Source organism: Afipia sp. OHSU_II-C1, from assembly GCF_000497575.1.
Taxonomy (GTDB): domain Bacteria; phylum Pseudomonadota; class Alphaproteobacteria; order Rhizobiales; family Xanthobacteraceae; genus Afipia.
Genome location: NZ_APJI01000006.1, coordinates 1 through 21,478, shown reverse-complemented (window position 1 = coordinate 21,478; position 21,478 = coordinate 1). Strand labels below are relative to the sequence as shown.

At 61.6% G+C, this 21,478-nt stretch carries 19 protein-coding genes and 1 tRNA gene; 11 read left to right on the top strand and 9 right to left on the bottom strand.

Annotated features, from left to right (window positions below; translation table 11 throughout):
• Positions 1-10 precede the first annotated feature (10 nt).
• Entirely contained in the window at positions 11-997 is a 987-nt protein-coding gene (locus I554_RS0105235) for an L-threonylcarbamoyladenylate synthase (protein WP_024576091.1), read from the bottom strand.
• Positions 998-1,093: 96 nt separating this feature from the next.
• Here I554_RS0105235 and I554_RS0105230 point away from each other — a divergent pair.
• Positions 1,094-1,170, top strand: a tRNA-Pro gene (locus I554_RS0105230).
• A gap of 72 nt (positions 1,171-1,242) precedes the next feature.
• Here I554_RS0105230 and I554_RS0105225 read toward each other — a convergent pair.
• The gene (locus I554_RS0105225; RefSeq protein ID WP_024576092.1) at positions 1,243-1,689 is read right to left on the bottom strand and encodes a DUF2147 domain-containing protein; all 447 of its coding nucleotides are present in this window, start codon (positions 1,687-1,689) and stop codon (positions 1,243-1,245) included.
• Positions 1,690-2,025: 336 nt separating this feature from the next.
• On the opposite strand from I554_RS0105225, the gene I554_RS0105220 reads away from it, so the two are divergent.
• The 4 genes from I554_RS0105220 (at position 2,026) to I554_RS0105205 (ending at position 7,326) form a co-directional block, all read left to right on the top strand.
• A complete protein-coding gene (locus tag I554_RS0105220) occupies positions 2,026-3,753 on the top strand; it encodes a cation:proton antiporter (protein ID WP_024576093.1) in 1,728 nt (575 codons plus the stop codon).
• Between the two features lie 229 nt (positions 3,754-3,982).
• Complete coding sequence (gene ribB, locus I554_RS0105215) at positions 3,983-5,059, top strand: 3,4-dihydroxy-2-butanone-4-phosphate synthase (protein WP_024576094.1); 1,077 nt, start codon at positions 3,983-3,985, stop codon at positions 5,057-5,059.
• A 98-nt stretch (positions 5,060-5,157) separates the two neighbouring features.
• Complete coding sequence (locus I554_RS0105210; RefSeq protein WP_024576095.1) at positions 5,158-6,372, top strand: acyl-CoA dehydrogenase; 1,215 nt, start codon at positions 5,158-5,160, stop codon at positions 6,370-6,372.
• Positions 6,373-6,396: 24 nt separating this feature from the next.
• Positions 6,397-7,326, top strand: coding sequence for an MBL fold metallo-hydrolase (locus I554_RS0105205; RefSeq protein WP_024576096.1), 930 nt, complete (start codon positions 6,397-6,399; stop codon positions 7,324-7,326).
• Here the strand turns inward: I554_RS0105205 and I554_RS0105200 are convergent.
• The gene (locus tag I554_RS0105200; RefSeq protein WP_024576097.1) at positions 7,299-8,147 is read right to left on the bottom strand and encodes a DUF1499 domain-containing protein; all 849 of its coding nucleotides are present in this window, start codon (positions 8,145-8,147) and stop codon (positions 7,299-7,301) included. The genes I554_RS0105205 and I554_RS0105200 overlap by 28 nt on opposite strands.
• A 146-nt stretch (positions 8,148-8,293) precedes the next feature.
• Complete coding sequence (locus I554_RS0105195; RefSeq protein ID WP_024576098.1) at positions 8,294-9,922, bottom strand: fatty-acid--CoA ligase; 1,629 nt, start codon at positions 9,920-9,922, stop codon at positions 8,294-8,296.
• 62 nt (positions 9,923-9,984) lie between these two features.
• Between I554_RS0105195 and I554_RS0105190 the strand changes: the two genes are divergently transcribed.
• Positions 9,985-10,986, top strand: a complete 1,002-nt coding sequence (locus tag I554_RS0105190; protein WP_024576099.1) for an extensin family protein — start codon at positions 9,985-9,987, stop codon at positions 10,984-10,986.
• A gap of 49 nt (positions 10,987-11,035) precedes the next feature.
• Here the strand turns inward: I554_RS0105190 and I554_RS0105185 are convergent, their stop codons facing one another.
• Complete coding sequence (locus I554_RS0105185; protein WP_024576100.1) at positions 11,036-11,728, bottom strand: L,D-transpeptidase; 693 nt, start codon at positions 11,726-11,728, stop codon at positions 11,036-11,038.
• Between the two features lie 524 nt (positions 11,729-12,252).
• Here I554_RS0105185 and I554_RS0105180 point away from each other — a divergent pair.
• On the top strand, positions 12,253-13,227 hold the full coding sequence (locus tag I554_RS0105180) for a magnesium transporter CorA family protein (RefSeq protein ID WP_024576101.1): 975 nt from the start codon (positions 12,253-12,255) through the stop codon (positions 13,225-13,227).
• Positions 13,228-13,241: 14 nt separating this feature from the next.
• On the opposite strand, the gene ligD is transcribed toward I554_RS0105180, so the two are convergent.
• On the bottom strand, positions 13,242-15,899 hold the full coding sequence (gene ligD, locus I554_RS0105175; RefSeq protein WP_024576102.1) for a DNA ligase D: 2,658 nt from the start codon (positions 15,897-15,899) through the stop codon (positions 13,242-13,244).
• A gap of 134 nt (positions 15,900-16,033) precedes the next feature.
• Between ligD and I554_RS0105170 the strand changes: the two genes are divergently transcribed.
• Complete coding sequence (locus I554_RS0105170) at positions 16,034-16,909, top strand: Ku protein (protein WP_024576103.1); 876 nt, start codon at positions 16,034-16,036, stop codon at positions 16,907-16,909.
• Between the two features lies 1 nt (position 16,910).
• Here the strand turns inward: I554_RS0105170 and I554_RS0105165 are convergent, their stop codons facing one another.
• Positions 16,911-17,369, bottom strand: coding sequence for a MarR family transcriptional regulator (locus I554_RS0105165; RefSeq protein WP_024576104.1), 459 nt, complete (start codon positions 17,367-17,369; stop codon positions 16,911-16,913).
• 212 nt (positions 17,370-17,581) lie between these two features.
• Between I554_RS0105165 and I554_RS0105160 the strand changes: the two genes are divergently transcribed.
• Positions 17,582-18,007, top strand: a complete 426-nt coding sequence (locus I554_RS0105160; protein ID WP_024576105.1) for an organic hydroperoxide resistance protein — start codon at positions 17,582-17,584, stop codon at positions 18,005-18,007.
• A 61-nt stretch (positions 18,008-18,068) separates the two neighbouring features.
• Here I554_RS0105160 and I554_RS0105155 read toward each other — a convergent pair whose 3' ends face one another.
• Positions 18,069-18,833 (bottom strand): SDR family oxidoreductase, encoded by a 765-nt coding sequence (locus I554_RS0105155; RefSeq protein WP_024576106.1) that lies wholly within the window; start codon positions 18,831-18,833, stop codon positions 18,069-18,071.
• 43 nt (positions 18,834-18,876) lie between these two features.
• Positions 18,877-19,518, bottom strand: coding sequence for a pyridoxamine 5'-phosphate oxidase (gene pdxH / locus I554_RS0105150; RefSeq protein ID WP_024576107.1), 642 nt, complete (start codon positions 19,516-19,518; stop codon positions 18,877-18,879).
• A gap of 15 nt (positions 19,519-19,533) precedes the next feature.
• Here pdxH and I554_RS0105145 point away from each other — a divergent pair, with 15 nt between their 5' ends.
• Together I554_RS0105145 and I554_RS0105140 are read left to right on the top strand one after the other, a co-directional pair.
• The gene (locus I554_RS0105145) at positions 19,534-20,049 is read left to right on the top strand and encodes an RT0821/Lpp0805 family surface protein (protein WP_024576108.1); all 516 of its coding nucleotides are present in this window, start codon (positions 19,534-19,536) and stop codon (positions 20,047-20,049) included.
• Between the two features lie 150 nt (positions 20,050-20,199).
• The gene (locus I554_RS0105140; RefSeq protein ID WP_024576109.1) at positions 20,200-21,210 is read left to right on the top strand and encodes a J domain-containing protein; all 1,011 of its coding nucleotides are present in this window, start codon (positions 20,200-20,202) and stop codon (positions 21,208-21,210) included.
• Positions 21,211-21,478 lie beyond the last annotated feature (268 nt).

Below are 21,478 nucleotides of genomic sequence, written 5' to 3'. Positions count from 1 at the left end.
TTCTTCCCAATCAGCTTCGCGGAACGGCCGCGCGCTGCAGGCGATCGTTGATGGCTTCGCCGAGACCCTCATTCGGAATCGCCATCACCGCGATGGCGCGGGAGCCGCGCGCGTCGAGTTCGCGAAGATAACTGAAAAGATTCGCGGCAGCTTCCACCAGATCGCCGGCTTCCGACAAATTCATGACGCTGGCCCGCTCAGAGCCGGGGATTGCGCTGGGCCCGAACGCAAGTAACGCTTCGCCGGCTTCCAACCGGTGCGCATTGAGCCGGACCGGGGTCCGAGGGGCATAGTGCGAGGCCAGCATGCCCGGCGCCAGCGGAAGGGCTTCGGCAACTCCGTTGTCCTCCGGCATCCGGGCAAGTTTCCCGCCCAGCACGCGCTCGATGTCCTCGCGGGGAAGCCCGCCCGGCCGAAGCAGCAGCGGCGTCTCAAAACAGCCGACAATGGTGGATTCGACGCCGACCAACACCGGTCCACCGTCGATAATGAGATCGATACGGCCGGAAAGATCGCCGAAGACGTGTTCTGCCGTAGTCGGCGAGACATGTCCCGAGATATTGGCTGACGGCGCGACAATAGGCTTGCCGAAAGCCTGTAAAATTTCATGCGCCACCGGATGTGCGGGAACGCGAACGGCAACCGTCTCGAGTCCGGCGGTGGCAAGATCTGACACCGGGCATCCCGGAGCTTTCGGCAGCACCAGCGTCAGCGGTCCCGGCCAGAACGCCTCTGCAAGGCGTAGACTCCTGTCATCGAAACGCGCGATCCGCTTTGCGGCTTGCAGATCGTTGACATGGGCGATGAGCGGATTGAACGACGGGCGTCCCTTCGCCTCGTAAAGCCGGGCCACAGCGCGGGCATTGGTGGCGTCCACGCCTAGCCCATAGACCGTCTCGGTCGGAAACGCGACAAGTCCGCCGCCTTCGAGGCAGCGTGCAGCGGTATCCGCTGCACGGGCGGCGGGGACAATTGCCGTGTTCAAACCAAGTTTCATCACAAGAGCCGCGCCATCGTGGCGTTTTTTGAGGGATTTGATCCTTATACAGCTTCTTGCGGTTCGCGAGAGCCGACGCTATACCGGCGCCCATGTCGGAGTGTGGCTCAGCCCGGTAGAGCACTGCGTTCGGGACGCAGGGGTCGCAGGTTCAAATCCTGCCACTCCGACCATAACTCCCTGAAAATAAAACATATTTTCCGTTTTTGGGTCGCCAAATTCTCGGGCGGCGACTGACGCTGCTATCAGCGTCCGCCGACCTTGGTCCAATTTTCGCCGCCGCAAATCGCGCCGAGGCAGCCTTCGACACGGAGCGTGTTGGGGCCCATCCAGGCGATCTTGCTGTCATACACCCCGCCGTCGTCGGCGTTGTAGATGCGGCCAGCCCAGCGGCCGGGGCCGGAAGGATTCATTCCGATAAACAACTGGACACCGATCATCGGCCGGGTGGCGAGGGAGGCGTTCGGGTTTTTCGAGTCGGTCTGCGGCCGGCCTGTGGCGGGATCAATTGCCTCGCGCAGCCAGACGACCTTTCCACAGAGGGAGCTTCCACATTGGGAGACCTGAATTCGGGCGTCACCCTTCTCGGTCAGCCAGGTGCCGGTGGGCGATCCTTCGTCGTTTGCCTGCGCTGCGTTCCAGCCGCTCAATAAAAAGACCAGCGCCAAAATCAAATTCAATTTCGAATTCATGACCAACCTGTACTGCTCCGAAGCCCCCGGCGCCCGAACGAACCTATACAGGCCGATCCGTTATTCAAGCCGAGGGACCGGTCTGGTCTGCGTGTTTTTAGCGATTGTCACATCACGGACACCATCCGTGTGATTCCGACAGAGGCGACGCTATGTTTCTGCTTGCGCGTGATCGCTCCGCGGCGGCATGGCATGAGACGGCTGCGGCGAACTGTCGTCATTGATGCGTCCGGGGCTGCGTAAATCGCGCCTCGGATATTGCTTTCATGACGTTATTCAGGCCCTTATACACAAGGTGATTCAGCCTTTATTGATTGCTGCCAGCCGGCCGAGGGCATGCACGAACTTATTCGCGATATTACCTTTTCGATCCTGTTTGCCTGGGTGCTGGGGCTTGGCGCGCATTTTTTCCGCCAGCCCCTGATTCTTGCCTATCTGGTCGCCGGTTTCGTGATCGGTCCCTACGGCGTGGGCTGGGTCAAATCGCAGGAATCGATCAGCACGATCTCCGAACTCGGCCTGATCTTCATGCTGTTCATGATCGGGCTGGAAATCGACCTGAAGAAGATCATCCGGGCCGGCCGCGTCATCCTGTTCGCTGCCGGCGGACAGCTGATCGGCGCCTGTCTGCTTGGGGCGGCATTCTTCGTCGCCATCGGCATGTCGTTGGGGGGCGGCAAGTTCGACGCGCTTTATCTGACGGTGGCCTGTGCGCTGTCGAGCACCGTCATCATCGTCAAGGTGCTCTACGAAAAACGCGAACTCGATACGCTGCCGGGGCGGATCACGCTCGGCGTCCTGGTCCTCCAGGACATTTTTGCGATTCTGTTTCTCGCAGTGCAGCCCAGCCTCGCCGATTTGCAGATCAGTATCGTTTTGTTGTCGATCGGCCGCGTTGGGCTGCTGGTTGCGACCGCGATGATCCTCAGCCGGTTTGTCCTGCCGAAGATATTTCACCAGATTGCGCGCAGTCCCGAACTGGTCATGCTCGGTGCGCTGGCATGGTGCTTTCTGATCGGCGAAGTCGCCGAACGCCTGCATCTGTCGCGCGAAATGGGATCGCTCGTGGCGGGCGTGTCGCTCTCGACATTTCCCTATGCGCTCGACGTCACGGCGAAAGTTACCACGCTGCGGGACTTCTTCATCACGCTGTTCTTTGTGGCGCTCGGGATGACGATTCCCATTCCGAATTCATCGACCATCTCGCTGGCGCTGATCATCGCGGTATTCACGGTGGTGAGTCGTATCGTCACGACGTTCCTGCCGCTTTACTTCATGAAGCAGGGACTGCGCGCCAGCTTGCTGCCCGCGCTCAACCTTGCGCAGATCAGCGAATTCTCGCTCGTGGTGATTCAGACCGGAATCGTGGCGGGGCATATCACAGCAGAGACATCCAGCGCGGCGTCGTTCGCATTCGTGATCCTTGCGGTTCTCTCAACCTTTGTGATCATGCGCAGCGACCCGATCACCCGATGGGCCATCGGTGCGCTCAAGCGCATCGGATTTCGCGATCTCGATCAGACCCAGAACGCCGACGGCGAACACGCAGGAGGCCATGGCGCGGCGCGGCGCATTGTCATTCTTGGCTTCTTTCGTGCGGCGAGCGCGCTGGTCAGCGAGATCGAGCGCCAGAACAAGTCTCTGCTCGACCAGATCAGTGTGGTGGACTTCAATCCGAATGTGTTTCGCACGCTGACCGCACGCGGCATTCACGTCATTTATGGCGACATCAGCAACATCGACACCCTGCTGCATGCCGGGGTCGGCAAGGCCGAGATCATTATTCTTAGCGTACCGGATTCCCTGCTGAAGGGCGCCAACAACGAGAAGCTGGTCCGCCATGTGCGGTCGATGAATCCGGACGCAAAGATCATCTCGACCGCCGACCTGCTGGCCGATGTGCCGGATATTTATGCCGCCGGTGCGGACTATGTGACCGTGACCCGTATCACCGATGCCGCGGAACTCTACAAGGTGATCGACGCCGCCGATCAGGGCCTCCTCGAAGAGAAGCGCGCCGAGATGGACGGCCTTTTAAGCGAGCGGCGCGAAGTTCTGCCCTGAGGCGCCGTTCGACGGACGCATTCCGCCATGCGGAAGCTTTCCTCGTTTAAAACTGCGAAATTCGCTCCCTGTGTGAGAAATGGGGCCCTTGCCCGGAGTTGGCAGGGACATATCTGTCGTTTCAGGCAGCCAAGGGCCGGTGGATGACGGCTATGTGGACGGGACTGTTGCGCGGGCCCGCGCCCTGCGCCATACGATCTGCACCCTTTTTCGAGAGCAAGAGCGCGTTATGGCCCATCCTATTCCGGAAGTTTTGAAGGCGTTCTCCGCCGGTGAAATCGTCGTGGTGACCGACGACGATGACCGTGAAGGCGAGGGCGACCTGATCGTCGCCGCCACGCTTTGCACGGCGGAGAAGATGGCCTTCATCATCCGCCACACCTCGGGCATCGTCTGCGCCCCGATCACCGCTGACAATGCGCGTCGCCTTCGCCTCGATCCGATGGTCGCGCATAACGACTCCAATCACACGACCGCCTTCACGGTCTCGATCGACTACAAGCCCGGCATGACCACCGGTATTTCGGCCGAAGAACGCACGGTGTGCTGCCGGGCCCTCGCCAATCCCAATGCGGGCGCCAGCGACTTCGCGCGCCCCGGCCACATCTTCCCGCTGATCGCGCGCGATGGCGGTGTCCTGCTGCGCTCCGGTCATACCGAAGCGGCGGTCGATCTTTGCAAGCTGTGCGATCTGCCGCCGGTCGGTGTCATCAGCGAGCTGATGAACGACGACGGCACGGTGATGAAGGGCGAGCAGGTCGTGCAGTTCGCGGCAAAGCACAACCTCAAGCATGTCACCATCGCTGACATGATCTCGTACCGGCAGGCGCGTGAGAAGCTGATCGAGCGGGTCTCGACCTTCACCGTCGACAGCCCGATCGGGCAGTTGGACGGCTATGCCTATCGTTCGCCGTTCGATCCGATCCATCATGTCGCCTTCGTCTACAAGGGCGTTGGCAACGGTCAGAATGTGCTGACGCGCTTTCACAAGCCGAACATCACCAAGGATATATTCTTTGGATCGGGCCGGATTCACGCCGCGCTCGAGCACTTCAAGAAGAACGGCAGCGGCGTGCTGGTCTATCTGCGCGATGGCGCTGCGGGTGTGCCCGTTGCTCCGATTGCCGAAGACAGTTCGGCGGAAGCAGACCGTCATCGGCAATGGCGTGAGGTCGGTGTCGGCGCGCAGATTTTGCGCGATCTCGGCGTGACATCGATCCGGCATCTCACGTCATCGGCTCACGATTACAAAGGCCTCTCCGGCTTCGGCATCGAAATTATCGCCAATGAGCCGTTTGAAGGCTAGATGCGCGTCTGCCTGGGAACAGGTTTTGAGCTTGCAACCTGACGCCGACGATTTATCGTGATTTCACAGCAGCAGACTGAAGCTGAAAGGATTTTGTCATGAGTGCCCGCCCGCAGACCAAGGACAAGCCAGCCAAGGCGACATTCCAGTGGGACGATCCGTTCCTTCTGGACGAGCAGCTGACCGAGGACGAGCGGATGATCCGCGACACGGCGCGCGCCTACGCTCAGGACAAGCTGCTGCCGCGTGTGACGCAGGCGTATGTCGAAGAGAAAACCGATCGCGCGATCTTCAACGAGATGGGTGAACTCGGCCTGATCGGCGTGACGCTGCCGGAAGAGTATGGCTGCGCCAACGCCAGCTACGTGGCTTACGGCCTGGTCGCGCGCGAGATCGAGCGCGTCGATTCCGGCTATCGGTCGATGAACAGCGTGCAATCGTCGCTGGTGATGTATCCGATCTACGCTTACGGCGACGAAACCCAGCGCAAGAAATACCTGCCCAAGCTTGCCACCGGCGAGTGGGTCGGCTGCTTCGGTTTGACCGAACCCGATGCCGGTTCCGATCCCGACGGCATGAAGACCCGGGCCGAGAAGGTCGCGGACGGCTATCGCCTCACCGGCTCCAAGATGTGGATTTCGAACGCGCCGATCGCCGACGTATTCGTGGTCTGGGCGAAGTCCGCCGCCCATGACAACAAGGTCCGCGGCTTCATCCTCGAGAAGGGCATGAAGGGCCTGTCCGCGCCGAAGGTCGGCGGCAAGCTGTCGCTGCGCGCCTCGATCACCGGTGAGATCGTGATGGACGGCGTCGTGGTTCCGGAAAGCGCGCTGCTGCCGAATGTCTCAGGCCTCGCAGGCCCGTTCGGCTGTCTCAACCGCGCCCGTTACGGCATTTCGTGGGGCGCGATGGGCGCCGCCGAAGACTGCTTCCAGCGCGCGCGGCAGTACACGCTCGACCGCAAGCAGTTCGGCCGGCCGCTGGCGGCGACGCAGCTCGTGCAGAAGAAGCTCGCCGACATGGAAACCGAGATCGCGCTTGGCCTTCAGGGTTCGCTGCGGGTCGGCCGCCTGATGGACGAGGGCAAGATGGCGCCCGAGATGATTTCGATCATGAAGCGCAACAACTGCGGCAAGGCGCTCGACATCGCCCGCGTGGCCCGCGACATGCACGGCGGCAACGGCATTTCGAGCGAATATCACGTGATGCGCCACGCGCAGAACCTGGAGACCGTCAACACCTACGAGGGCACCCACGACATTCACGCCCTCATCCTCGGACGCGCCATCACCGGCATTCAGGCGTTCTCGTAACGCCGTGCCGGATGAGGGCTGAACTTGAGCGATAACGAAGATATTCCGTTCAACCGGGATTTTCCTCTCGCGCCCGGCGTCGTGGACGAAGTCGTTCCCGGTGTGCGGCGGGTGTTGTGCAACAATCCCAGCCCGTTCACGTTCACTGGAACGGTGAGCTACATCGTCGGCAGGGGCAACGTCGCCATCATCGATCCGGGTCCCGCTGACGAAGCCCACATACAGGCGCTGCTTGATGCGGTGCGCGGCGAGACCGTGACCCATATTTTTCTCACCCACACCCACAAGGACCATTCGCCGGGCACGCCGCGTCTCAAGGCCGCGACTGGTGCGACGGTTTATGCCGAGGGGCCGCATCGCGCCTCGCGTCCGCGTCACGGCAGCGAGCTTGCGCCGACGGAATCCGGCGCGGACTACGGCTTCCGTCCGGACGTGATCCTGAAGGACGGTGAGATCGTCACCGGGGAGGGCTGGCAGCTTGAGGCCGTTGCGACGCCGGGACACACCGCCAACCACATGGCTTTCGCATGGACCGAGCGCAAGCTGATGTTCGTGGGTGATCATGTCATGGGCTGGTCGACGTCCATCGTCGCGCCGCCGGACGGATCGATGGTTGATTATATGGCCTCGCTCGAACGACTGACCCGTCGCGACGAGCAGCTTTACTTTTCCGGGCACGGTCCGGAAATTCCCGACGCCGTGCGGTTTGTGAAATTCCTCATCCGCCACCGCAAGGCGCGCGAAGAGTCGATTTTGTATCGGCTGGCCAAGGGTGAGGCGGATATTCCGACCATCGTGCGCGCGAGCTATATAGGTATCGATCCACGGCTGATGGGTGCGGCGGGCTATTCAGTGCTGGCGCACCTTGAAGATCTGGTCGCGCGCAATGTGGTGGCGACCGACGGCGATCCCACCATCGATGGCACCTATCGCTTGGTCGCGCCCTTGGCCTGAGGCTTGGCCGGAGTGATCAGCTTCTTGACCGGCTGAGCATTATCCACCGCATCATTGAGTTCCTCTGCGAACTTGGTGATGCGGGCCGCGTTGGAGCCGAGGTCGTGCTCGAAATAGCGCGACGATGAGCGCATATCGACGCGGGCGCTGTCGCCGTCCGGCGTGATGCGGATCGCAACATCCTCGCGGAAACCCATGACCGGCGTGCGCGCGACCGCCTCGATGCGGCCGATCCGCTGGGGCGGCAAGGGTGGACGTTCGTCGATCACGAGCCACTTGTGCCGGTTCACCAGACGCAGGGCCATCTCATAGGCCTTCTGCGCCGGCACATCGATGTTGATCGGCTCGACGTCGGGATATGCGGTGCGCTGCTGTTCGGCTGAATAGAGACCCGCGTAGACGGCGGGGTTCGCCCCGTCGCCTGCGCGCAGCCGGGCCAATGCCTCGAACCGGGGCGGGTCGATCGGGTCGGTGGTGATGTCGTGAATTGCCGGCAGCGCGCGATACTGGAAAGCGAGATAGGCGGGGTAGGCGAGGATTGCCGCATCGATCAGGAAGGCCAGCAGGATGCGGCTCATGCCGCGTGAACCGTTCTGCCAGATGGCTGCGAAGGCGGCGAGGCCAACCAGAATCGAAAGACCGGCGAAGGCGAGCGCACCGAAGAGCGTTGTCAGCGCCGGCTTGAAGTCGAGCACGCCGAACCTGACGATGACGACCGCAACGATGGAGGCGATCAGCGAAAACACCGCGAGGCGTCGCGACCACGACGCAAGGGCGGAGATTGGCTCCATCTGGTATGCGGCAGCAATTCGGCGGGCCATGCCTTGATTGTCCATTCTGGCGCCGGACTGAACGGGCGCGCCGGTCAACTAACGCATTTTCAGGGGTAGTGGGAAGCGCGTTTGGGAACCGGTCACGAAAATGCCCGGCACAAGGCCGGGCATTCTGTTGGGCCGGACCGACGACCTTAAGCCGCTGCGGTCGGGAACGAGTAGTCCTTGAACTGGTCGCGCAGCGCGGTTTTCAGGATCTTGCCGGTGGCGGTATGCGGAATGGCGTCCACGAACTGCACGTCATCCGGCATCCACCACTTGGCGATCTTGCCGTCCATGTATTGCAGGATCTCTTCGCGGTTCGCCTTCTGATCCGGCTTGAGCTGCACGATCAAGAGCGGACGCTCGTCCCACTTCGGATGATGGACGCCGATCACCGCGGCCTCCAGCACCTTCGGATGGCCGACCGCGAGGTTTTCGAGGTCGATCGATGAGATCCACTCACCGCCGGACTTGATGACATCCTTGGAGCGGTCGGTGATCCGCATATAGCCATCGGCGTCGATGGTCGCGACGTCGCCGGTGTCGAAGAAGCCCTTGTCGTCGAGAATATTCGTCTCAACGCGGTAGTACGCCTTCGAGACGGCCGGTCCGCTCACCTTGAGACGGCCGAAAGTCTTGCCGTCCCACGGCAGTTCCTTGCCGGCATCGTCGGTGATCTTCATCTGCACGGCGAACGGCGGATAGCCCTGTGTCTGCAGGATATCGAGCCTTGCTTCGCCGGTGAGATTCGCGAACGGCGGCTTGAGTGCGCCAACCGTACCGATCGGGCTCATTTCGGTCATACCCCAGGCGTGCCGGACTTCGCATCCCATGTCGACGAATGCCTTGATCATGGAGCGCGGCATCGCCGATCCGCCGCAGATCACGACCTTGAGGTCGGGCAGGGTCTTCTTCTCGGCCGCCATGTATTGCAGCAACATCAGCCACACCGTCGGCACGCCGGCGGTATAGGTGACCTTCTCGGTGGACAACAGCTCATAGACCGACGCGCCGTCGAGCTTGGCGCCCGGCATCACCAGCTTGGTGCCCATGGTGGGTGCGGAGAACGCGATGCCCCAGCTGTTGGCGTGGAACAGCGGCACCACCGGCAGCATGGTGTCGCTGGCGCGGGTGCCGAGTGCGTCGGTGTTGTTGGCCATCAGCGCGTGGAGGACATTCGAGCGATGCGAGTACAGCACGCCCTTCGGATCGCCGGTGGTGCCGGAGGTGTAGCACATCGCGGCGGCGGTGTTCTCGTCGAACTCCTTCCACTGGAAATTGCCATCGACCTCGGCGATCCACTCTTCATAGGAGATCACGTTCTTCAGCGTGGTCTGCGGCATGTGAGCCTTGTCGGTGAACACGATGTAGCGTTCAACGGACGGCATCTGGTCGGCGATTTTTTCCAGCAGCGGCACGAACGTGAGATCGGTCATCATGATGCGGTCCTGCGCATGATTGACGATCCAGACGATCTGATCCGGGAACAGCCGCGGATTGACGGTATGGCAAATGGCGCCGATGCCCATGATGCCGTACCATGCTTCGAGATGACGCCAGGTGTTCCATGCGATGGTGGCGACGCGGTCGCCGATCTTGATGCCGTGCTTGTCGAGCTGCTGGCCGACTTTCAGGGCGCGCGCGCGAATTTCAGCATAATTGGTGCGATGAATGGGCCCTTCGACCGATCGCGTCACGACTTCCTGCTTGCCGTGAATCGCCGCTGCGTGGTCGATAATCCGATGACACAACAGGGGCCAATTTTGCATCAATCCAAGCATTCGGTATTCCCTCCTCAAGACGTTCTTTTTGTCGGTGATCTGTGCTCCCCGAAGGGATTGGAATGAACATTAGCGCGGACCATGCGGCCCGCAAATGGCCTTCTGACTGGCATGCCACCGGCGGGTTACTGCCGGTGCTCGTTATTTTGGCGTCGGCGGTGGTCCTTACCTGCGCAGCTTCGCTGGAGGCAAGAGCCAATGTGCCGTTGCCGCGGCCGCGGCCTGCCGATGCGCCCTCCGCGGTTGAGCCGGAGGGAGGCGCGGCCGGTCAGGCGATGCCATCGCAAGAGCCCGCGGGGGCCAAGGCGCCTGAACCGTCGGCTTGCAGGAAGGCGCTGACCGAAGATATCGCGATTGCGCCTTCGATTCCGGCCATCAAAGGCCCCGGCGGATGCGGCGGTGAAGATCTTGTGCGCCTTGAGGCGATTGTGGTGTCTCCGACCCAGCGGGTGGCGCTGAAGCCTGCGGCAATCCTGCGCTGTACGATGGCTGCCGCGGTTGCGGACTGGATTCGCACCGACATGGTGCCGTTGGCGGCGAAGCTGGGTACGACCATCAGCGAGCTGGACAACTTCGATTCCTTCGAATGCCGTGGCCGCAACCGTGTCCGGGGCGCGAAGCTCTCGGAGCATGGACTCGCCAACGCGCTGGACATCAGAGGCGTGACATTCGCAAACGGCGGGAAGCTGTCGCTGACCGATCGCACCGAGTCACGCGACATTCGCGAGAAGGTGCTGGCCTCGGTCTGCACACGTTTTACCACAGTGCTTGGGCCGGGTTCGGACTGGTATCACGAGGACCACATCCATCTCGATCTGGCCCAACGGCGCGGCAACTACAAACTGTGCCAGTGGGGCGTCTATGATCCGCTGCCGGCCATCGCGCCATTGATGCCGGCTGAGCGGCCCGAGGAAGCTCCGCCGCGTCCGACTGCGGAAGAGAAGGCAGCATCCGGAAAGCCATCCGAGGCCGCACCGGAGGCCGCTTCAGAGGACGATGACGGCAAGCCGGCGGCGCCTGCGAAGCCGCGTGGCAAGTTGTCCCGGCGGAGCGGCGCTCAATAAAAAAGCGCCGGACTGACCGGCGCTTTTGATCTGGTTAATTCAGCGAAGCTTAGAACGAACCCGCTCCGCCGCCGGCGCCTTGCAGCGCCATCTTTGAATTGTAGGGCGAGTCACCCTGCTTCGGATCGAGCACCACCACCACCGTGCCCTGCTTGGCGCGGCTATAGAGGTCGATCACGTCCTCGTTGGTCATGCGGATGCAGCCCGACGAAATCGATGCGCCGATATATTCCGGCTGGTTGGTGCCGTGAATGCGGAACAGCGTGTCGCGGTTACCCTGATAGAGATAGAGCGCACGGGCGCCGAGCGGATTGTCCGGGCCGCCGGGCACCGACTGCGGCAAGCCCTCGATGCGCTTGTGGATGTCCGCGGTCGGGGTCCACTTCGGCCACTCCTGCATGTTGCCGACGCGGGCGATGCCGGAGAACGCGAGCGCTTCTTCGCCAACGGTGATGCCGTAGCGGATCGCCTTGCCGCCATCGAGGACGTAATAGAGGTAATGATTGTCGGAATCCACGACGATGGAGCCCGGCGATTCCTTGCGATGATAGTTGACGATCGCACGCCGGAACGGCTCCGCAACCGGCACCTTCTCATATCGCGCCTTGGCCAGAAGCTCCTTGTCGCGAGGCTTCAGGCTCGCCTCCGGAGACTTCTCGTAAGTGGCCGATGTCGCCTGCATGCAACCGGCGAGCGAAAGACCCGCGAGGAGAACGATAATTTTTGAGCCGAGCGAGGACATTCCGAAGTTCCAAAATGGGCGCGGGGGTGTGTCTTCACACCAAATCTAGCCGGAAGATGCTTCCGATTTCGTTACCCCTTATTTGCGCTGAAACGTGTCGTTTTTCCAGCCGTTCCATGCCGGTTTTGCCATGCAGCACGCTACCTGTGGCATTTGCGCCTCAGGCGAAGGGGCGATTAGGCCGCGAGCTGCCCAAAGGCTTGGCAAGGTGTGGATTCCCGGCCTCCCGACCCGTCCCGAATGGCCTTTTGGGGAATGGCATTTCCTAGGTGTCCGGCGAATCGATGCTTCCATGAGGCGGTTGCCCGTTAGGAAATCGATCACATCCTCGTTATGCGGTCTGTGAGATCGATAAACAGCCACGGCCGTTCGCGCCATGCCACCGGGAGAATTGCCGGGGCAAGTTGCTCTGGTCCCGTATGACAGTTGTATGTCTTGTCGCCGGACGCACAGGAATCGGAGAGATTGCGCTTTGAGAGCAGATAGACGACACGTGGTTGCGAAAGAGATTCCGGGAGTCGCCTATGTTGTCGGTCTTCGTTCCTACCTCAACTTCCCTGAAGAAGTTCGACAAGGTCGAGGCCGAAGCGCTGCCGCCGGATGCGATCTGGATCGATCTCAAGACGCCTTCGCCCGGCGAGGACAAGGCGGTCGAGAAGCTGGTCGGAATCGAAATTCCAACCCGTGAAGACATGCAGGAAATCGAGATTTCCAGCCGCCTCTACATCGAAAACAACGCGCGCTACATGACGGCGACCCTGATGTGCGCAACCGATTCAGGCAACCCGCGCACCACGCCGGTGACGTTCATCCTGACCGATCATCGCCTTGTCACCGTGCGGTATGACGAGCCGAAACCCTTCTCGCTGATCGCGGCGAAACTCGCGCGAAGCTGCTCGCCGAACATTACTGGCGACGGTGTCCTGCTTGAACTGCTCGACGGCGTGATTGATCGCTGTGCTGATATTCTCGAGCGCGCCGGCGCTGATGTAGATGCGGTTTCGTCGCAGATTTTCGAGCCTTCCGCCGAGCGCGGCCATGCGCGCACCTATTCTCAAATTCTGCTGACCATCGGCAAGAAGGGCGATCTCACCTCGAAGGTCCGTGAAAGCCTTGTTTCGATCGGGCGGCTGATTTCCTTCGTCACGGTCGAGACCGATGCCGGGCGCTGGAGCAAGGAACAGAAGGCGCAGTTTAAGACGCTCCAGCGCGACGTGTCATCGCTGACGGACCACGCCTCTTACCTGTCGAACAAGATCACCTTTGTGCTCGATGCCATGCTCGGCGTTGTCAATCTCGAGCAGAACAACATCATCAAGCTGTTCTCGGTGATGGCGGTGGTGCTGATGCCGCCGACGCTGATCGCGTCGATCTACGGCATGAACTTCAAGATGATGCCGGAACTGGAGCAGCCTTGGGGTTATCCATCCGCGCTCATCGCAATGCTTGTCGCGGCGATCGGGCCGTATCTGTTCTTCAAGTGGAAGCGGTGGCTGTAATTCTGGCCACGTAGCTATTTCGCAAGCTTCGCAATCGCCGCCTTGATCGGCCGCGAGGCGCTGTCGTAGTCGGCCCATGCCTTGGTCTTCGCGAGCAGTGCTGGCACCGTGCGCAGCGTGTATTTCATCGGATCGAGATCGCTGCGCACCTGCGCCCATGTCATTGGCATCGACACCGGCGCCCCGATGCGTGCGCGCGGCGACAGCGGCGCCACTGCCGTCGACGTGCGGTCGTTGCGCAGATAATCGAGGAAGATTTTGCCCTCGCGCTGCTTCTTCGACATGTTCAGCAGATAGTGCTCGGGGCTATCCGCGGCCATCTGCTGACACACCGCCTGGGCGAACGCCTTGGCAGTCTTCCAGTCGATCCTGTCCTTCTTCGCGTCCTTCAGCGGGGTGACGACATGCAGCCCTTTGCCGCCGGTGGTCTTGCAGAAGCTTTCCAGCCCGAGATCCGTCAATCGTTCGCGCATCTCGCGTGCCGCGTCGACCACAGCGGAGAATGCGACATCGGGCGATGGATCGAGATCGAACACCAACCGTCCAGGCACATCGGGCTCATCCGGTGCACAGTTCCAGGGATGCAGTTCGAGTCCGCCGATCTGTGCCACCGCGACAAGACCCTCGACGCGATCGATCTGCACATACGGCTTTTTATCGCCGGAGACCTTCACCAGATCGAGCAATTTCGACATGCCGGCCATGGCATGGCGTTGAAAGAAGGTCTCGCCGCCGATTCCATCGGGCGCGCGAATGATCGAGCAGGGCCGGCCCTTGATATGCGCGATCAGCTTGTCGCCGACCTCTTCCATGTAGCGAGCGAGGTCGAGCTTGGTGACAGGCTCGCCGTCGCCGCCATCAGGCCACATCGCCTTGTCGGGATTGGAGATCGTGACGCCCATGACGGTGTTGTCGCCACCGCGCGAGGCGGCGCCGCGTGCGGCAGGAGTCTTGCCGTTCGTCTTCGCGGACAACGTCGCGACATGCGTCCTGGCGGGCTTGTCTGCGGTTACCTCGCTTGCCGATTTGTCCTTGCGTAATCCCTTGAACGCAGCCTGCCGGACCATGTTGTCCCCGGTCCAGCCGGCGAACTCGATCTCGGCCACGAGCTCCGGTTTCAGCCAGTGCATGTCAGATGTCTTTTTAGGCGCGCCTTCGCCGCCGAAGGGGCTTTTTGCCGCTGCGTTGGCCTTCAGGTCGGGCATGATCCGCTTGACCGTGGCCTGTCCGTAGCCTGTGCCGACGACGCCGACATAGGCGAGGTGACCGTTGCGCGGCACGCCAACCATCAGCGAGCGGAATTTACCGCCGTTGCTTTTCCACCCGCCGATCACAACCTCATGTCCGGCGCGGACCTTCGCCTTGGTCCAGCTATCGGAGCGTCCTGAGCGATAGGGTGCTGTGACTTTCTTCGACACGATGCCCTCGAGCGACAGCGCGCGCGCGGATTCCATGATGGCGTTGCCGTTGGATTCGAAATGCTCCACGTAGCGGATGGTTCCTTCATCGCGCTTGCGCTTGCCATCGAGCAGGAGCCGCAGTTGTTTCTTGCGCTCCGACAGTGAAAGCGGCCGCAAATCTTCACCTTCCGCGAACAGGAGGTCGAACGCAAAGAAAATCAGATTATCCGTCTTCTCGTCGGACAGCGCCGCCTGTAACGAGGCAAAACTCGGACGGCCTTCGTGATCCAGCGCAACGATCTCGCCGTCGATGATGGCGTCGGGAAGCTTCGCTGCCTGTTTGGCGATCGCCGAGAATTTTCCGGTCCAGTCGAGACCTTTGCGCGTCCTCAGCGTCACTTCGCCGTTCTCGATCCGCATCTGGACCCGGTAGCCGTCAAACTTGATCTCGTGCACCCAGTTGCCGCCGGAGGGAGGATTGTCGACCGAAGCGCACAATTGCGGTTCAATAAAATCAGGGAGCTTTGCAACGGCATTTGCCTTTGCGTTCTTGGCTGCAGGCTTCTCCTTTGTAGCGGGCGTCCTGGTTGGGTTCTTCTTGCTGCGTTCGCCAGCCGCGAGACCTTTGTTCGAATCCCACACAGCATCCGCTCGCCTGGATTTCCGTGTCATGAACGGTGTAGGACCTCGGCCCTTGCCGGCCGCGATCTCGGCCATGGTGCGGCTTGATGCGACGGACGTGTCGTCGTCGAGAATGTTGTTTGCCTTGCCTTCGCGGGCGTATTCGTCGCGGTGCTTGATCAGCAGCCAGTTGGTCCGCTTGCCGCCGTTGCGGTCGTGCTTCATCCGCACCAGCACCCATTCGCCGTGGAGCTTGCCGCCTTCCAGCGCAAATTTGAGATCGCCTTTCTTGAAGCCGCGGTCGGGATCGTCCGACAGCCAGTAGCCGCGATCCCAGATCATCACGGTGCCGCCGCCATACTGGCCCTTGGGAATGGTGCCTTCAAAATCGCCGTAGTCGAGCGGATGATCTTCCACTTCGACGGCCAGGCGCTTGTCTTTCGGGTCGAGGGACGGGCCACGCGTGACCGCCCATGACTTGAACACGCCGCCGAACTCCAGCCGCAGGTCGTAGTGCAGCCGCGTCGCATCGTGCTTCTGAATGACAAAACGTCGCGCCTTGGCCGGCGCCACAGGGGTACGGCCGCTCGGCTCGGCCGTCTTGGTGAAATCACGTTTTGTTCGGTAAACCTTAAGTTTTTTTTGGGCCACGGCGAGGCATTCCCAACGATGCAATAAACGCGGAACAATTGTATCATGCGCCACCAGGCGGGAGTTCAGGAACCAAAACCTGCGGCTCCTGTTGGGGTTCCGTCCCGGGTATGCGTTTGAGTTGGAGGTCGCCGATGTTGCCGCGTGCGTACTGGAAGGGTTCGCTGAAGCTGTCGCTGGTCACTTGCCCGGTGGCGCTCTATCCCGCCTCGACCACGGTCGAACGAACCCGCTTTCACATGATCAACACCGAGACAGGAAACCGGCTGAAGCAGCAGATGGTGGATTCCGAGACCGGCGAAGTGGTCGAGAAAGAACAGAAGGGCCGCGGCTACGAAGTCAGCAAGGGCGAGTACGTCCAGATCGAGAAGGAAGAGTTGGAAGCTGTTCAGCTCGAGAGCAACCACACCATCGACATCGACAACTTCGTCCCGCGCGACGAGATCGACCGCAGATATCTGGACAGTCCCTATTACATGGTTCCGGACGGCAATGCCGGCCTCGATGCCTTTGCGGTGATCCGCGATGCGATGAAGGATCAGGATCGCGTGGCGCTCGCCCGCGTCGTTTTATCAAATCGCGAACGTATCGTGGCGATCGAGCCGCTCGGCAAGGGCTTGCTCGCAACGACGCTGCGTTATGCCTATGAAGTTCGCAGCGAGGAAGACTACTTCGCCGATATCAAGACGCCGAAAATCTCGAAGGACATGGTCGAGCTCGCCGCGCATATTCTCGACAGCAAGGCCGCGAACTTCGACGCCTCAAAATTCGAGGACGAGTACGAAAACGCGCTGAAAGCACTGGTCAAGCAGAAGGCAGCCGGCAAGACCATCAAGTCTGTCGAGAAGCCGGCGAAGGCCGACAACGTGATCAGCCTGATGGATGCCCTGAAGCAGAGTCTGAAGGGCAAGACGCCCGCGCAGCGTCCGGTACGCGCGTCGCGAGCCGAGCCACGTCCCGCCGCGAAGAAGGCAGGCCGCTCGACTGCGCGACAGAGGAAGGCCGGTTAAGCTACGCCGCCTGCGCGGCGAGCAGCTTTTCGCGCAGCGCCTTGATATCGGCGGTCAGCTTCATCACTTCGGGAATCGTGAGGTTGGTAGAGCAGCCGATCGCTTGCGGAATCTCGATTGCCTTCTGCTTCAGCTCTGCGCCCTTAGGCGTGAGTTGAATTCTTACAACCCGTTCGTCGTCCTGATCGCGTGTCCGGCGGACCATGCCCGCGGTTTCAAGCCGTTTGAGCAGGGGAGTGAGCGTGCTCGATTCCAGCAAGAGCTTCTCGCCGATCTCGCCGACCGTTCTGCCGTCTTTCTCCCAGAGCACAGCCATCACCAGATACTGCGGATAGGTCAGCCCCAGCGGGTCGAGCAGGGCCTTGTATAGCCGTGTGAAAGCGTGCCCCGCCGAGTAAAGGGCGAAGCAGACGAAATTATCGATCTTCAGCAGATCGTCCGCAGTTGGTCGGGCGGCCATGGCCTGTCCTCAAAAGTGTTTCAGCAAGGGATCACATCTATTTAAGGCGCGCGCGATTGAATCGCGCAACGCATTTTTGCAAGGCTGCCATTCAAAATATAGGTTGCGCGATTATATCGTGCACGATATAAATGACCTTGTTCAGTTCCCCGGCGGGAGGCAGCGCAGAGTTGTTGGTCCGCTTTTCGAGTGAAATCCCAGGAGAAAATCCAATGCCTACCAAAGTTCTTTATCGCACCCAGGCCACAGCAACCGGCGGCCGCGATGGCAAAGCCTCGACCACGGACGGCACGTTTCAGGTCAATCTTGCGACCCCGAAGGAACTCGGTGGCGGCGGCGGACCGGGCAACAATCCCGAGCAGCTTTTCGCGGCCGGCTATTCGGCCTGTTTCATCGGCGCGATGAAGGCGGTTTCGGGAACGGTCGGCGTCAAAGTGCCGGCGGATACGACGGTTACGGCTGATGTGGGCATCGGCCCGCGTTCGGAAGGCGGCTTCGGCCTCGATGTCGCGCTGACCGTGGCGCTGCCGGGCGTTGCTCGTGCCGACGCGGAGAAGCTGGTTGCCACCGCGCATCAGGTCTGCCCGTACTCCAACGCAACCCGCAACAATCTCGACGTGAAGATCAACGTCGTCTGATTTTGCGGCGAGACAAACAAAAGAGCGGGGCGTCGGCTCCGCTCTTTCTTTTTGTCGATGCCTACACGTGCTGTCCGCCGTTGATGTGAATCTCGGCGCCGTTCACGTACGAACTGGTTTCGGTGCACAGCACGTAGATGATCTTCGCGACTTCATCCGGTGTGCCGAGCCGGTGCATCGGGATCTGTTCGTGAACGATCTTGTCGGTGCCCGGTGACAGGATCGACGTGTCGATCTCGCCCGGTGCGATCGCGTTGACGCGCACCCCGACGCGGCCGAAGTCCGACGCCATCTCCCGCGTCAGCGCAGCGAGCGCCGCTTTCGATGTCGCATAGGCTGCGCCCGCGAACGGATGTACGCGCGAGCCCGCGATCGATGTCACGTTGACCACCGATCCTTTCGCGGCTTTCAGCTCTTCAATCAGACCGCGTGCCAGCATCACCGGCGCGAAGAAGTTGACGCGGAACACATGGCTCCAGACATCGACATCGGTGTCGATCGATCCCATGCGCGCGCCGCCGTCACCCTTGGGCGAGATTGCTGCGTTGTTGACCAGCGCATGCAGTACGCCGCCCTCGAGCCGCTCGCGGATTTCATCGATGGCGCGTGCCGTGTCCTTGTGATCGGAAAGGTCGACCTGGATATGATCTTCGGGGCCGGCGTCCCAGGGGCATTGCTCGGGAAACGGATGACGCGAACAGGTGATGACGCGCCAGCCTGCGCTGGAAAAGCGGATCACGGTGGCGTGGCCGATGCCGCGGCTGGCGCCGGTCAGCAGCAAGGTGCGCTTGGGCGCGTTGGAGTCGGCGGGAGTTGAAGTCGGCATGAATGAGGGTCTCGCCTTCGGGCGTTAGCGTTCAGGACATCAGTTACGGATAGAGCCGCGTCTTGCTCCATTCGGCATCGGGTGCCGCGCGGCGGAATTCGATGCGGTCGTGCAGGCGGAAGGGGCGGTCGTGCCAGAATTCGATCGCTTGCGGCGTGATGCGCCATCCGCTCCAGCCGGGGGGGCGGGGGACCTCGCCAATGGCGTACTTCGCGGTATTGATCGCGATGGCTTTCTCGAACGCCATCCGGCTTTCCAGCGGCTGCGACTGTTTGCTGGCCCAGGCGCCGATCTGCGCCTGCTTCGGCCGGGTCGCGAAATAGGCATCGGCCTCGGCGTCGGTGACCCGGCTGACGGCGCCGCGGATGCGGACCTGCCGCCGCAGCGATTTCCAGTGGAACAGCAGCGCGGCCTTGGGGGTAGTGGCAAGCTCCCGGCCCTTGGCGCTGTCGATATGGCTGTAAAACACGAAACCGGCGGTATCAAAGCCCTTCAGCAGGACCATCCGGACGTCCGGGAGCCCGTCGCCGTCCACGGTGGCCAGCGCCATGGCATTGGGATCGTTCGGTTCGGACTTCACCGCCTCGGCAAACCACACCGCAAACAGCCCAAAAGGCTCGTCGGCCGCGGTGAAATCACCGGAAATTAACTCACCTGGGGTTTTGATGGTGTTCGGACCGTTCATGTCTGGAGTATCCGGTTGCGTACCCTGGCGCCTCTTCGTGCCAAGCGTGTTATCGAGCGTTCCCTATATAGGGTACGCGAGAGCCGCGGCCTATCGCCGATCGGGCTTGTCACCGCTGCTGTGCTGGTGGCTCTCGGCTGCTCGGCCGGGGGATGCAGCATGGGCCCCTTCGGCAAGGACGCCAAAAAGGACGATGTTTCGGACGTCACCGGCTCGATCGGCCCGATGATCCGCTCTCACGACGACACCAACCTCACCGATGCCGACCTCGCGCTGGCGCGCAACGCCGCGTCCGATGTGCTGACCCGCGGCCAGAAGGACGTCAGCCAGCCCTGGGAAAATCCCGAAACCGGCGCGCGGGGGTCGGTCACGCCGCTGGCCTCGACATATACGTCCGAGGGGCGCACTTGCCGGGACTTCCTTGCCAGCTATGTGCGCGGTGCCAATGAAGGCTGGCTGCAAGGCGAGGCCTGCCAGCAGGGCAAGGGCCCCTGGGAAATCCGCAACATGAAGCCCTGGAAGCGCAGCTAGGCCGCCTGAACGTCCGGCCAGAACCGCCGCAACGTTTGTAGTTTCGACACCGTTCCGGATGAAACCCGTTGCGGGATTGTCACGAAAACACCACATCAGGGCAAAGGGCCGGTCGGCCCGAACCTGAATTCCTGTAAGGAGACCGAACGAATGCGCGACCCCTATGAGGTCCTGGGGGTGCAGCGGGGTGCCACTGCTGCGGCGATCAAGAGCGCCTATCGCAAGCTCGCCAAGAAGCACCACCCCGATGCCAACAAGGGCGACCCCAAAGCGGCTGAACGCTTTTCCGAACTCAACATGGCGAACGAAATCCTCGGCGACGAGGACAAACGCAAGCAGTTCGATCGCGGCGAGATCGATGCCGAGGGCAAACCGAAGTTTCAGGGTTTCGAGGGCGGCTTCCCCGGGGGCGGCGGCGGACGCCGCGCGGGGCCGGGCGGCTTCGAATATTCCTTCCGCACTGGCGGACATCCGGGTGGACCCGGCGCAGGCGGTTTCGCCAGCGGCGGCGCGTTTGAGGACATCCTCAAGAGCATGTTCGGCGGCCAGGCCGGCGCTGCCGGAATGGGCGGCGGACCGCGCGGCGGCGCGAGCACGTTCGAGTACGACACGCCGTTCGCCACCGATCTCGATGTCGCCGTTACGATGACGGTCGCTCTTGAAGAGGCCATCAACGGCGCGACGCGGCGTGTCCGTCTGCCGACCGGCAAGGAACTCAATGTCAAGATTCCGGCAGGTGTCGCCGCCGGTCAGCAGATCCGCCTTAAGGGGCAGGGCGAAACCGCGCCCGGTCATCGTCCCGGCGATGTGCTGATCACGGTGAACATCGCGCCGCATCCTTACTTCAAGATTGACGGCAACGATCTGCGTCTCGATCTGCCGGTCACGCTGTACGAAGCCGTCCTCGGCGCGAAGGTGCGCGTGCCGACGCTCGACGGCGCGGTGCAGCTTTCGATTCCGAAGAATACCTCATCGGGCCGGACGTTTCGCCTCAAGGGCAAGGGGATGCCGATCAAGGGTGCATCGGGTGCCGACGGGTTCGGCGATCTGTACGTCACAACCCGCATCGTGTTGCCTGACGCCAACGATGCGGAACTCGAAGCGCTGATGGAGAAATGGCGCGACCAGCATCCGATGAATCCGCGCAAGGATTTTGAGTGAGGGTGGACGGCGATTGAGTGTGATGTGACAGCGTTTGTCACATTGTATTCCGATTCAATTTTCAAACAGCCACGCGAATTCGTTCTCGCGCATCGCGCGAGGTGAGCTTTTAGTTTTGCCCCTCACAGCGCGCGCGAGGCCTGCCTCGTTCGCGCCCCAAACTTTGAGGGGCATGGAGCGCCGCGAGGCGCACCTTGTGTTCGTTTCGCTTCCGGCATCGCTTGCGAGGCGATGGGATTCCGAAAGCGCATCGCCTTGCGGCGCTCCA

Bases quoted from the DNA above. Each gene is read 5' to 3' on its own strand.
- I554_RS0105235 (WP_024576091.1), bottom strand. From the start codon at position 997: ATGAAACTTGGTTTGAACACGGCAATTGTCCCCGCCGCCCGTGCAGCG.
- I554_RS0105225 (WP_024576092.1), bottom strand. From the start codon at position 1,689: ATGAATTCGAAATTGAATTTGATTTTGGCGCTGGTCTTTTTATTGAGC.
- I554_RS0105220 (WP_024576093.1), top strand. From the start codon at position 2,026: ATGCACGAACTTATTCGCGATATTACCTTTTCGATCCTGTTTGCCTGG.
- ribB (WP_024576094.1), top strand. From the start codon at position 3,983: ATGGCCCATCCTATTCCGGAAGTTTTGAAGGCGTTCTCCGCCGGTGAA.
- I554_RS0105210 (WP_024576095.1), top strand. From the start codon at position 5,158: ATGAGTGCCCGCCCGCAGACCAAGGACAAGCCAGCCAAGGCGACATTC.
- I554_RS0105200 (WP_024576097.1), bottom strand. From the start codon at position 8,147: ATGGCCCGCCGAATTGCTGCCGCATACCAGATGGAGCCAATCTCCGCC.
- I554_RS0105195 (WP_024576098.1), bottom strand. From the start codon at position 9,922: ATGCTTGGATTGATGCAAAATTGGCCCCTGTTGTGTCATCGGATTATC.
- I554_RS0105190 (WP_024576099.1), top strand. From the start codon at position 9,985: ATGAACATTAGCGCGGACCATGCGGCCCGCAAATGGCCTTCTGACTGG.
- I554_RS0105185 (WP_024576100.1), bottom strand. From the start codon at position 11,728: ATGTCCTCGCTCGGCTCAAAAATTATCGTTCTCCTCGCGGGTCTTTCG.
- I554_RS0105180 (WP_024576101.1), top strand. From the start codon at position 12,253: ATGTTGTCGGTCTTCGTTCCTACCTCAACTTCCCTGAAGAAGTTCGAC.
- I554_RS0105170 (WP_024576103.1), top strand. From the start codon at position 16,034: ATGTTGCCGCGTGCGTACTGGAAGGGTTCGCTGAAGCTGTCGCTGGTC.
- I554_RS0105165 (WP_024576104.1), bottom strand. From the start codon at position 17,369: ATGGCCGCCCGACCAACTGCGGACGATCTGCTGAAGATCGATAATTTC.
- I554_RS0105160 (WP_024576105.1), top strand. From the start codon at position 17,582: ATGCCTACCAAAGTTCTTTATCGCACCCAGGCCACAGCAACCGGCGGC.
- I554_RS0105155 (WP_024576106.1), bottom strand. From the start codon at position 18,833: ATGCCGACTTCAACTCCCGCCGACTCCAACGCGCCCAAGCGCACCTTG.
- pdxH (WP_024576107.1), bottom strand. From the start codon at position 19,518: ATGAACGGTCCGAACACCATCAAAACCCCAGGTGAGTTAATTTCCGGT.
- I554_RS0105140 (WP_024576109.1), top strand. From the start codon at position 20,200: ATGCGCGACCCCTATGAGGTCCTGGGGGTGCAGCGGGGTGCCACTGCT.